This is a genomic window from Ruminococcus sp. AM43-6, assembly GCF_003461785.1.
Taxonomy (GTDB): Bacteria; Bacillota; Clostridia; order Oscillospirales; family Ruminococcaceae; genus Hominimerdicola; species Hominimerdicola aceti.
On the sequence record NZ_QTXU01000011.1, the window covers coordinates 34,206 to 46,454 of the forward strand.

Annotated in this window: 9 protein-coding genes and 1 pseudogene; 7 read left to right on the forward strand and 3 right to left on the reverse strand. The window is 43.0% G+C overall.

Annotated features, from left to right (window positions below; genetic code table 11):
• The first annotated feature begins 99 nt into the window (after window positions 1-99).
• Window positions 100-1,485, forward strand: coding sequence for a Trk system potassium transporter TrkA (trkA, locus tag DW938_RS07730; protein ID WP_118124400.1), 1,386 nt, complete (start codon window positions 100-102; stop codon window positions 1,483-1,485).
• Between the two features lie 10 nt (window positions 1,486-1,495).
• On the forward strand, window positions 1,496-2,965 hold the full coding sequence (locus tag DW938_RS07735) for a TrkH family potassium uptake protein (protein WP_117897684.1): 1,470 nt from the start codon (window positions 1,496-1,498) through the stop codon (window positions 2,963-2,965).
• A 71-nt stretch (window positions 2,966-3,036) separates the two neighbouring features.
• Here the strand turns inward: DW938_RS07735 and DW938_RS07740 are convergent, their stop codons facing one another.
• Complete coding sequence (locus tag DW938_RS07740) at window positions 3,037-3,828, reverse strand: hypothetical protein (protein WP_118124401.1); 792 nt, start codon at window positions 3,826-3,828, stop codon at window positions 3,037-3,039.
• A gap of 276 nt (window positions 3,829-4,104) precedes the next feature.
• Here DW938_RS07740 and DW938_RS07745 point away from each other — a divergent pair, with 276 nt between their 5' ends.
• Window positions 4,105-4,431 (forward strand): helix-turn-helix domain-containing protein, encoded by a 327-nt coding sequence (locus tag DW938_RS07745; protein WP_117877944.1) that lies wholly within the window; start codon window positions 4,105-4,107, stop codon window positions 4,429-4,431.
• A gap of 123 nt (window positions 4,432-4,554) precedes the next feature.
• Here the strand turns inward: DW938_RS07745 and spoIIID are convergent, their stop codons facing one another.
• Window positions 4,555-4,821, reverse strand: a complete 267-nt coding sequence (gene spoIIID, locus DW938_RS07750; protein WP_038671255.1) for a sporulation transcriptional regulator SpoIIID — start codon at window positions 4,819-4,821, stop codon at window positions 4,555-4,557.
• Window positions 4,822-5,030: 209 nt separating this feature from the next.
• Between spoIIID and DW938_RS07755 the strand changes: the two genes are divergently transcribed.
• From DW938_RS07755 to DW938_RS07765, 3 genes are all read left to right on the forward strand, one after another.
• Window positions 5,031-6,617: an MBL fold metallo-hydrolase gene (locus tag DW938_RS07755; RefSeq protein WP_118124402.1), complete on the forward strand. Its 1,587-nt coding sequence runs from the start codon at window positions 5,031-5,033 to the stop codon at window positions 6,615-6,617.
• 92 nt (window positions 6,618-6,709) lie between these two features.
• On the forward strand, window positions 6,710-7,645 hold the full coding sequence (locus tag DW938_RS07760; protein ID WP_118124403.1) for a nucleoside kinase: 936 nt from the start codon (window positions 6,710-6,712) through the stop codon (window positions 7,643-7,645).
• Between the two features lie 152 nt (window positions 7,646-7,797).
• Complete coding sequence (locus DW938_RS07765; RefSeq protein WP_118124404.1) at window positions 7,798-9,471, forward strand: bifunctional diguanylate cyclase/phosphodiesterase; 1,674 nt, start codon at window positions 7,798-7,800, stop codon at window positions 9,469-9,471.
• A gap of 81 nt (window positions 9,472-9,552) precedes the next feature.
• Here the strand turns inward: DW938_RS07765 and DW938_RS07770 are convergent.
• Window positions 9,553-10,713, reverse strand: a pseudogene (locus DW938_RS07770) (recombinase family protein); the annotation flags it as partial.
• A 311-nt stretch (window positions 10,714-11,024) separates the two neighbouring features.
• On the opposite strand from DW938_RS07770, the gene DW938_RS07775 reads away from it, so the two are divergent.
• Window positions 11,025-12,110 (forward strand): tyrosine-type recombinase/integrase, encoded by a 1,086-nt coding sequence (locus DW938_RS07775; RefSeq protein ID WP_118124405.1) that lies wholly within the window; start codon window positions 11,025-11,027, stop codon window positions 12,108-12,110.
• Window positions 12,111-12,249 lie beyond the last annotated feature (139 nt).

Below are 12,249 nucleotides of genomic sequence, written 5' to 3' on the forward strand. Positions count from 1 at the left end.
TGGAATTATACGCTTTTATAAAAAGGCTCTGCTTAATGAAGAGAAGAAGTGCAGAGAACTGCTGTGAATGGCAGTATGTCATTCGGTGGGAGGAAAAATATGAGTAAACAAAAGAAGCCTGCAGGCGGTTTGAATATTATCATTGTGGGCTGCGGAAAAGTAGGCACGACCCTTGTTGAACAGCTTGTGAAAGAGGGTCACGATATCACGATAGTTGACAAGAATGCAAAGAAAATACAGGAACTCAGTAGTCTTTATGACATTATGGGCATCGTAGGAAACGGTGCAAGCTTTAGCGTTCAGCAGGACGCCGGCATAGAGAATGCCGACCTTATAATTGCTGTCACAGAGTCTGATGAGCTTAACCTGCTTTGTTGTACACTTGCCAAGAGAGTAGCAAAGTGTTCGGCTATAGCAAGAGTAAGAACACCTGATTACAGCAAGGAGATAGTCTATCTGAGAGAGAAGCTTGGCCTTGCAATGGTCATAAATCCTGAGCTTGAGGCTTCAAGAGAAGCGTCAAGAATACTTTGTCTGCCAACAGCTCTTGAGGTAAACACCTTTGCGAATGGTCAGGCGGAGCTTATAAAGTATAAGATACCTGAGGGCAATCCTCTTGTCGGCACTACGATCGCTGAGCTTAGCCGTAAAACGGCAACAAACCTGCTTATATGCGCTGTTGAGAGAGAAGGGGAAATATATATTCCATCCGGCGATTTCACAATGAAAAAGAATGATGTTATCTCATTTTGCACCCAAAGAAATTTTTCAAGAACGTTCTTTGAGGATCTCAGTGTGAAGACAAATCAGGTGAAGAACACAATGATAATAGGCGGTGGCAAGGCGGCTTATTATCTTGCAAAACGTCTTATTGGCATGGGGATCAACGTCAAGATAATCGAGAATGACAGACAACGCTGTGAGGATCTCAGCGTGCTTTTGCCAAAGGCGATAATAATAAACGGTGATGGCACTGACGAGGAACTTCTGAAGGAAGAGGGCATAGAGTATGCAGAGTCATTTGTGGCTCTCACGGGAATAGACGAAGAAAATATCCTGCTCACTCTTCATGCCAGACAGGTGTCAAATGCTAAGACTATCACAAAGATAAACAGGATAAACTTCAAGGACGTTATAAGCAGACTGGACCTTGGAAGCGTAGTATATCCAAGATATATCACCTCTGAGGCGATAATAGCCTACGTCCGTGCGAAGAACGAATCGGGAGATAGCAATATCGAAACGCTGTATCATTTGTTCGATCATAGAGTAGAAGCTATCGAGTTCAAGGTGGATCAGGAGTCAGAGGTCACAGGTACACAGCTTCAGGCTCTTGATTTAAAAAGACATTTGCTTGTGGCATTCATAAACCGAAACGGCAAGATCATTATCCCGAGCGGTCAGGATACTATAGAGAGGGGCGACACTGTAATGGTCGTCACTACTCATACGGGATTTAACGATATCACTGATATTCTGAAATAGCGGAGGAAATATGAACAGCTCGATCATTCGATATATTTTAGGAAACGTTATGCGAATGGAAGCCTGCTTTTTGCTGCTGCCTTGCATAGTGTCGCTGGTTTATGGGGAAGGCGTGGGACTTTATTATCTTGGAACAGCCATTGTGTGCCTTGCTATTGGTGTGGTAATGGCTTGGAAAAAGCCTAAAAACTATGTGTTTTATCTCAAAGAGGGTTGTATAGCAACATCTTTGAGCTGGATAGTTATGAGCCTTGTTGGGTGTATGCCTTTTTGGATAAGCGGAGAGATACCAAGCTTCACGGATGCTATGTTTGAAACAGTTTCCGGCTTTACAACAACCGGTGCTTCGATCCTTACCAATGTTGAGGCGCTTTCTCATACTGCACTTTTTTGGCGAAGCTTCACGCACTGGATAGGCGGTATGGGAGTTTTAGTTTTCCTGCTTGCTATCATACCGCTGAGCGGTGGCTCAAATATAAATCTTATGAGGGCGGAAAGCCCTGGACCATCAGTGGGCAAGCTTGTTCCAAAGATGAAATATACCGCAAGGATACTTTATATAATCTATTTTGGCATGACCATATTGGAATTTATTTTCCTTATTATCGGCAAAATGCCTGTGTTTGACAGCATTTGTACAGCCGTTGGAACGGCAGGCACGGGTGGTTTTGGAGTCAAGAACGACAGCTTAGGAAGCTATTCGCCATATTTGCAGTGGGTGGTTGCCATTTTCATGATACTGTTTGGCGTGAATTTTAACGCATACTATTATATTATATACAGGCACTTTAAAAAGGCATTCAAAATGGAGGAAGTACGGTGTTATTTTGCTATAATCCTCATTGCCACAGCTATAATATTCGCAAATATCCTCGACCGCTGTGTTAGCATTTTTGACGCACTTACAAAATCAGTATTTCAGGTGGCGTCGCTCATTACAAGTACGGGCTTTTCAAGCACTGACTTTAATCTGTGGCCTCAGATATGCCGGACGGTGCTTGTACTTATAATGTTCATAGGAGCTTGCGCAGGCAGTACGGGCGGAGGTATAAAGGTATCAAGAGTGATCGTGCTTTTCAAGACAATGATAAAGGAGCTTCACTCATATATACACCCAAAGAGCATACGAAAGGTAAACCTTGACGGCAAACCTGTTGAGCATGAGATAGTGCGTTCTATAAATGTTTATATCGTAACATTCGTGATAATTTTTGCTTCATCAGTTTTTATGGTGGCATTTGATGGTAAAGATCTTGTAACAAACTTTACTGCTGTGCTGACAACCATCAATAACATGGGACCTGGTCTTGCGGAGGTAGGTCCAACAGGCAACTTTTCAAACTTCTCTGTTTTTTCAAAGTTCGTTTTCATGTTCGATATGCTTGCAGGCAGATTGGAGCTTTTCCCTCTGCTGATACTTTTCCACCCCTCTGCATGGAAAGATCTTATTTCTAAAAGGGCGGAAGCAAGAAAATTCTGATAACATAAAAATGACTGCATCTCGACCCATTCAGGGACGATGTGCAGTCTTTTGATTTTCTATAAGGTATGTTATTTAAAGAAAAACCCTGCTGTCATGTCAAGATAATTTCCGCCGCTGTAGTTTGGATACTGCTTCTCGACTTCTGCCTTGAAGCTTTCTGCGCTTGTGCAGTTTGCAGCAATGGATTTAAGGTTTTCAAGATAGTCTATCTTTGTCTGAGCGTCTTTAAGATCCTCAGGTGTGTAGTGGGAAGTGAGTATAAGGTCATAGCCCTTTGCGATATAGTCACGAAGCTGTGCAATTATTGCGTCAGCGTGACCTGCCCCTGCAACGATAGAGTGGCAATCGTGACCGAGCATATGAGTGTAAACTGCATTTATCTCAGGTATCTCAACGTCAAATGCCTCAGAAGTCTGCTTGATAACAAAATCAATGCCGCCGATAGCGATCTTGCCCTCGCTGATAACGTTCGTTATCTTGTGAACTGACTTGTCGAAAATATCGCCGAATGCGCCTGTGAAGTTGTTGATAAGAGCCTTTCCACCACCGTTTTCTGAATATTCCACAGCGTTCTGTGTTGCATACTTAGGCACGTCAGGCAGGAACGTTGCGCCTGCGCCGTGATATGCCACCAGCATACCTTCTACCTCAACGTCCTTGAGATAGTCTGCAAGCTCGATATTGTTGTCAAAGAAGCAAGGTGACTCGATAACGACAGCCTTGCCGTTTTTCTCGACGATAAAAACTTCGTTGTCGAGAAAATCGTTGGTCTTGTAAGCGTGAAGCTTTATGCCACCGAAATCGTAAACGTTCACTTCGCCTTTTGCGAGCTTAACAGATGTAAATGTATTTTTGTTCATAATATATTCCTCCTAAAGTTTTGCGTTTGGATTTGACTTTCGGAAGAACAAGCGCTTGATCTCTTTCCTTGACTTTATCATATCACAAAGTTTTTACCTTGAAAAGTACGCACTTTTTTGTAAGGTAGTTACCAAAAAGTAAGTTTTGCGCAAAAACGCTGTTTTTATGTAAAAATAAAATTGTAAACATTATATGAATAAAACTAATGTTGCTTTTTGACTTGTAATATGCTATAATGAATGTAACATTCTAAATGAAACTATTGAGGTGATAATATGCTGAGAAAAGAAGATCTGCCTGAATGTCCTATAGCAACAACTGTGCAGCTTATCGGCAACAAGTGGAAACTGCTTATCCTGCGCAATTTGCGTATGCGTCCATGGCGGTTTAATGAGCTTCAAAAGTCACTGACAGGTATAAGTCAGAAGGTGCTTACGGAAAATCTCCGTGCAATGGAATCAGACGGGATAATCGTTCGCACTGTTTATGCAGAAGTGCCGCCGAGAGTAGAGTATTCGCTAAGCGACCTTGGCGAGACCATGCGTCCTATTTTAGACGCTATGGAGAAGTGGGGAAATGAATATAAGGCATCATTTAATTGAATTATAATAATATACAGAATAAGTAAATGCAAAAGACTGCATATCGACCTGAAAATGGTCGTAATGCAGTCTTTTGTTGTAAGATCAAATTGTAAATTTAAAAATGCTAGCTTTTTACGCCTGTTATTTTACAGCCTTTTTGAACTGCTGTTCATATTTATGCTTGGTCGCTATTCCGCCTCTTATATGTCTTTCACGTTTGTTTTCCTCAAGGACCTCTTTTACGCTTTTGAAAAGCTGAGGAGAGATTTTCGGCAGACGTTCTGTCAGATCCTTATGTACTGTGGATTTGCTTATGCCAAATTCCTTTGCCGCACAGCGTACCGTGGCTCTGTGTGCCGCAACATATTCTCCAAGCAGCACACATCGTTCCTTTTCGGATCCATTCATTGTTCACACCCCATTAAATTTTTCTGTAGTAATCTATATGCTGTTGCTTACCTCATTATTACTTGACGTTCTTTCAGACTTTACAAAATAATTGCCGATAATCAAATATTTTTATGCAAAATGCTTGAAATCACACTTGGAATGTGCTATAATGTAAGTGTGATAGAGATACTGTCACAGAATATGAACGAAACGAGGGGATAAGGGCAATGAAACTTAATTTTATCGGTGCAACACATGAGGTAACGGGAAGCTGTACATATATAGAAGCCTGCGGAAAGAGATTTCTGGTGGATTTCGGAATGGAGCAGGGCGTTGACTATTTTGAAAATGCGAAGATACCTTGTCCTCCTGGAAATATAGATTTTGTATTGCTGACTCATGCTCATATAGATCATTCAGGTCTGCTTCCACTGTTGGCGGCAGGCGGCTTTGCTGGACAGATACACGCAACGGAGGCCACTTGTAATTTATGTGAGATAATGCTGAGAGATTCAGCGCATATTCAGGAGTTTGAAGCAGAGTGGAGAAGCAGAAAGGGCAAACGTAAGGGTACAGGCGAGGTGTCGCCACTCTATACTATGGCAGACGCAGAGGCGGCTATTGCCTGCCTTTGCCCACACCCATATAATGAGGTGACGGAGATATCCGAGGGCATAAAGGTGCGCTTTATCGACGCAGGTCACCTGCTTGGCTCATCAAGCATCGAGATATGGCTCACAGAGAACGGTGAAGAACGTAAGATCGTATTTTCGGGAGATATAGGAAACCTTGACCAGCCTCTTATCAGAGATCCGCAGTATATAACAGAGGCAGATTATGTTGTAATGGAGTCCACATACGGTAACCGTCGCCATGATAAGCCGAAGGACTATGCAAAGAGTCTTGCAGAGGTCATTCAAAAGACCTTTGATAGGGGAGGAAACCTTGTTATACCGTCCTTTGCAGTGGGCAGAACTCAGGAACTGCTTTATTTTATAAGGCATATCAAGGCGGAGAATATGGTGACGGGTCATGGGGATTTTCCTGTGTATGTGGATTCTCCACTTGCTATCGAGGCAACGCAGATATTCAACAAGAACAAAAATTCCTGTTTCGATGAAGAGGCAATGTCCTATGTGAACAAGGGCATAAATCCTATCACTTTCAGCGGACTTAATATTGCTGTCACAAGTGACGAGTCAAGAGCCATAAACTTTATTGACACACCTAAGATAATAATTTCCGCAAGCGGTATGTGCGAGGCAGGCAGAATAAAACACCACCTCAAGCACAATTTGTGGAAACCTGAAAACACCATACTTTTTGTGGGCTATCAGGCTATGAATACCCTTGGAAGAAGTCTTGTGGAGGGTGCAAAAACGGCAAAGCTTTTCGGCGAGGAAGTCGTTGTCAGGGCTGAGATACTGGTGCTGCCAGGCGTGAGCGGTCATGCTGACGTTGACGGTCTGGACAGGTGGATAAAAAGCTATGAAAAGCCGCCTAAGAAAGTCTTTGTCAACCACGGCGAGGATTCTGTTGCCGAGGCGTATAAGGAGCATTTGCGTAACGATTTCGGACTAAACGCCTTTGCACCATACAGCGGTGCGGAACTTGACCTTATAAGCGGCGAGTTCAAAAACACGACCCCTATAAAGATAGTCAAGAAGACAGGTGCGTCGCCTAACTATCAGCGTCTGCTCAGCGCTCTTGACAGGCTGACGGCTTTGGTGAACAAAAGCTCAGGTCTTACGAATAAAGACCTTGCAAAGCTCACTGATACCATAAATAATATCTGTGCAAAGTGGAACGATTAGCTTTTGCTGCACATATAATATGAGATACAGGGCAACACTGCACGCTTTATGTGTGGTGTTGCCTGATGCATACGAAAGGAACAAACCACACAATGAAAAAGATACACGTCAGTGCTATAAACAGAAAGGTCAGAGATGACGAAAAGCTTTTTGTTGAAGAGTGCGACAGAAAATATAATGAAAAGCTCGTTGCCATTGCAGACAGCATCGAGGAGCATCAAAAGGAGAAGCCTATATTGCTTTTGGCTGGTCCGTCAGGGGCGGGCAAGACCACAACAGCGTTGAAAATAGAGGAAATACTTGACAGCAGGGGAATACACACCCACACTATCTCTATGGACGATTATTTTCTGCCTGCTGACAGCTTCACCGCTGTTATAGGAGAGGACGGCAAGCCTGACTATGAATCTCCTGACAGAATAGACCGAAAGCTTCTTTATGAGCATATGGAAAAGATAAACAGCGGTGAGGAAGTCGTTCTGCCGAAGTTTGAATTTTCAGAACAATGCAGGCGTGATGGAGAAAAACTCAGACGAAACAAAAACGACATAGTTGTTTTTGAGGGTATCCATGCCCTTAATCCAGAGGTCACAGGTGCGGCTGGGGATTATGCAAGATGTATGTACGTCAGTGTAAGAAGCAGACTTGAATTGAAAGACGGTGAGCTTCTGCATCCTTGCTATATCAGGCTTATGCGCAGACTTATAAGGGACGGATTTTTCCGTGGCAGAAGTACAGCGGAAACACTAGATATGTTCGACAGCGTTGAGGCTGGCGAGAACAAGTATATAATGCCATACAAGCACAGGGCTGAGTTTTCAGTGGATACTTTTCACGCTTATGAGCCCGCCTTGTATAAGAACTATCTTTTGGATACACTGCGACGTGAGAGCAGGAGCTATAAGGATTTTGAACGCTTTTTGCCTATGCTAAAAGCCCTTGAGGAGATAGAGCCGGTGATGCTCGAAAGTGTGCCTGTAAATTCCCTTGCAAGGGAGTTTGTAGGTGAGAGCAGCTATAGATACTAAGACGATAAAACGCCGTCGGAAAAGGACGGCGTTTTGCTATGCTTGCTTGACTTTTTTTATAAAAAGTAGTAAAATGAAATAAGGTAAGTGTAGGTATTTTTGAAAACGTTTTCCTGAACGTGATAAATGAATAAAAATTAGTGGGGATAAAAATGAATTTTGATAATGATTTGATGCTTTTCTTCCGAACGATATATGAAGATTCGGCGGATATGGACGAATGCAGTGCCAAGGTGAAAAATGCTGTGGCTGCTGTGGCAGACAAGCTTGACATCGTCAGAGCGGAGCTTGCAGTGAAAATGCCTGCAACAAAGCTTTGTGAGGATGGTGCAGATATGCTCATGGTGCTTTATGACAGAGAGAAGGACGTGGAAAACGAGCCTTTTGAGGCAAGTTTTCCTTTGTTTGAAGGCGGCTTTATAACAGTGACCTTTTATTCTGGTAATTCCAATGGCTTTGATAACGAGCAAAGGAATATCGTAGAGATAATCGCAAACACTGTTTTTATCCAATTTAACAGGGTAGTTATGCAGGAGCTTGTTACTCATGTTATAAAAACGGATATCGAAACAGGTGCAGCAACTTTAGACGCTTTGATAAATTACGCCGGTATGCTTATAGCGCAAAACAGGATAGAGGATTTCAGTATAATCTTTTTCAATATACATAACTTCAAATATGTAAATAAGGCATTAAATTACGAACAGGGCGACGTTGTTTTGCGTAATTATACAAAGACAATATACCGAAATCTTTCAGATGGTGAGATGATCGCAAGACTTGGCGGCGATAATTTCGTTATGCTTGTAAAGAACGAATCGCTCAGAGAATATATTGATATGCTCAGCTTTATGAACATAAGGTATAATGATGGCAAAGTATCAAAGGATTTTATTTTTAGTGCAACCATCGGATATTCGTCAACTGTGGGTATAAGATATCCAAGAGAAGTAATGGCTCGTGCAAGCATTGCATATGCTGCTGCAAGACGAGTTGGTGCAGGCCATGTAATGGAGTATTCCGAAAATATAAAACAAGAACTGATGAAAATTCAGGGAGTGCTGTCAAACTTCATGGCTGGGCTTATGGCAGGTGAGTTCGAGGTGTATTATCAGCCAAAGGTACGCATCGAAACCAAGGAGATATTTGGTGCAGAAGCCCTTGTACGTTGGCATAGAAAGGGAAGGTTAACAGCACCGGTGGAGTTTGTTCCGCTTCTTACCAATGACGGAAGCATAATAAAGCTTGACTACTATGTGCTTGAAGAAGTTTGCAAATGGCTGAGAAAACGCATAGATATGGGTTTTGAACCTTTGAGGATATCAGTGAATTTTTCGAGGAAGCACCTGGAAGAAAAAAATATGATAGGTAATATAGTTGCCTTGATCGACAAATACGAGCTTGATCACCAGCTTATAGAAATAGAGCTTACTGAAAGCGAGGATTATCAGAATTTTGAGCTTATCACAGAGATCGTGAATGGTCTGAGAGCTAATGGTATCGTCACATCTATGGACGATTTTGGCACCGGTTTTTCATCGCTCAATATGATAAAGAATGTTGATCTGCAGGTAATAAAGATAGACAAGTCCTTTATTCCTCTTGAAAAGGATTATGAGGGCAAGGATAAAGATCTTATAATGTTCTATTACATTATAAAAATGGTTAAAAAGCTTGGCAAGGAAACTATCGCCGAGGGAGTTGAAACTGAGCAGCAGCTTGACTATCTCAGAGAAGTTGGCTGTGACGCTGTTCAGGGCTTTGTGTTTGACAAGCCTCTGCCTGCGGCTGAGTTTGAGAAACGTCTTGCCTGCGGTTATAACTGATAAATAAAAGGACGAACATTTAGAGGAGCGCCAATAAAGAAGTTTTTATGATTTGAAGATAAGGTTGCGTAACCGCCTTGGTTACGCAACCTTTCTCTTTTTGTCGTACTTCATACTGTCAGCGACCGCAGTCGATACTGCGACATCGAAGCGATAATAAATGTCGATCTGCTGTGTGCGGTGCCCACTGCTCTTATCGGGAGCATGAACAACAATCTTCTCGATCAGTTCGTGCATGATCTCAGGAGTAAGCTCTGAAGCGCTATCCCTCAGTTTCTTCTGCTCGTCCTCATATCCTGATGACATAACAGTAAATCGCTCATCGGAAATTTTCCCTGATACATTGTCCTCATAAAGCCTTGTAAACAGCCTGTCCAGTTCAGCAATACGCTTTTCAGCCTGTTTCATGGCTTTCTTTGCTTTGGAAAGCTCCGAGGTCTGTTTCTGAACGGAATTGTCCATAGCCGCCTGCACAAACTCGTCCTCATGTTCCTTAACCCTGACAAGCAGTTTGTTCAGCTCGTTCAGCACGATCTCATTCAGTACAATAGTTCTGATGAAGTGAGCAGAACAAGCGTCCTTGTCTGAGGAATATGTGGAACACTTCAAATGCTCCTGATCTGCGGTCAGACTTGTCGCACGGCACAGATACATCTTTTTTCCACAGTCGGCACAGTAGACCATACCCGAAAATGGATTGACTTCCTCATGTTTGGTGGGACGGCGTTTGTTCTTGCGAAGCTCCTGCACTAAATCAAACTCCTGCTGAGTTACGATAGGCTCATGAGTATTCTCAAAGATGAGCCATTCTTCCTGCGGATTTTTCACGGTTTTCTTGTTCTTGTAGGACTTCTTGTGTGTTCTGAAATTGACTGTATGCCCGATGTATTCGGGTCGATCAAGAATGTGACTGATAGTTTTTCCGCTCCAGCGGTGCAGCTTAGCGTTCTTGTGACCGTTATCCCTACCCTTTGACAGAGCGTAGGCTGTAGGAGTCGGGATACCTTCCTGCGTGAGAATGCGGGCAATCTGCACCGGACTGTAGCCCTCAATGCAGAGCTTGAATATCCTTCGGACAACCTCAGCAGCTTCATCGTCAACGAGCCACAAATTTTTGTTAGCTTCGGACTTTTTATAACTGTAAATCGGGAGAGATAAAGGCTTCCCCGACTGCCCCTTAGCCTTAAAAACGGCTCTGATCTTCTTACTCGTATCACGGGCGTACCAGTCATTAAAAATATTAAGTGTCACAGATGGATAACCCATAAGTGACCTTTACCGCCCAAAACAAAATAACAACTAAAAGAGTAAGTTTTAGTATCTTCTATGGTCAAAACAAGATGGCTTAAAAACAAATAAGTCAAACTTAAGAAAAAACCAACACTACAACTTTTCGCAAAATTATTGATTTGACGATACGGGCAAAAATGCCGTAGCGGGATATACCTATACATTATAAATTATACCAAAAATCCCTCCGTATGTCAAGGAAAGATCAAGCGATTTTGTCAGTTTGGTAAAATAATCATAAAGACTATATCGGAGGTATTATTATGAGCAAAGGAACGGTATATAAACGCAGGGATGGGCGCTGGGAGTGCCGTATTTCTATGGGGAAAGACGATAACGGAAAGCGAGTATTCAAGTCTTTCTACGGCAAGAGCCGTGAGGAAGCAGAATACAAGGCTATGATAGCACTGGATCACAGCGAGGACGAGTACGCTGTAACGGAAATGACGGTCAGGGAACTTGTGACCGAGTGGCTTCACGTTACAGCATCTCGCATCAAGGAGTCAACCGCCGCCAACTATGCCATGAAAGCAGAAAAGCACCTTATCCCTGCCTTTGGAGAGATAAAGTGCTGTTTGCTGAAAGCCAAAGATATATACGCATTTATCGAAAGAAAGCTGAAAGAGGGATTGTCGGTGCGGTATCTGTCGGATATTATGGTGCTGTTCAAGTCCGTGTTCCGCTATGCAAGCCGTGAGTATCGTATCCGTAACGTACTTGATGGTATCGTTCTCCCGAAAAAGAATAAGCCTGAAATTGCTGTCATGAATAAGGAACAGCAGCTCAGGATTGAAAAATATCTTGATAAGCATCCGTCTGTCACAAGCGTGGGCATATCCATCTCGATGTATATGGGCTTGCGTATAGGCGAGGTCTGCGCCCTTCAATGGAAGGACATAGACCTTGAAAAACGGACATTGACCGTCAGCAAGACAATTCAGCGTGTACAGTGCAGGACGGGAGCAAGGCACACCAAGCTCATCATCACCGAGCCTAAAAGCGAAAGCTCCAAGAGGACGATTCCCATTCCCGATTGTCTGCTCCCTCTGCTCAGGCAGTTTATGGATAACGGTGAGGTGTATGTGGTATCGGGCAGAAAGAAGCCCGTTGAACCGAGGACTATGCAGTACCGCTTTGTCAAGATACTGCATAACGCAAATTTGCCGTCATTTCATTATCACAGCCTGCGCCATTTATTTGCAACTCGCTGTGTCGAGCTGGGCTTTGATGTGAAAACGCTCTCTGAGATTTTAGGTCACAGTTCCGTAGAAGTCACTCTCAACCGCTACATTCATTCCGATATGGAGCGCAAGCGTACTTGCATGAGTCTGCTGTCAAAGTGTGCGTGAACGTCAGCGGAACGTAAAAGTATCGTCAGTCAGCATCTTGAAAACTGCATATTATCGGGACAAATTACGCTTTTCTCGTCAAATCAATAATTTTGCGAAAAATCAGACCTATGTACTTACTTTGCAGTAAGGGAGGTAA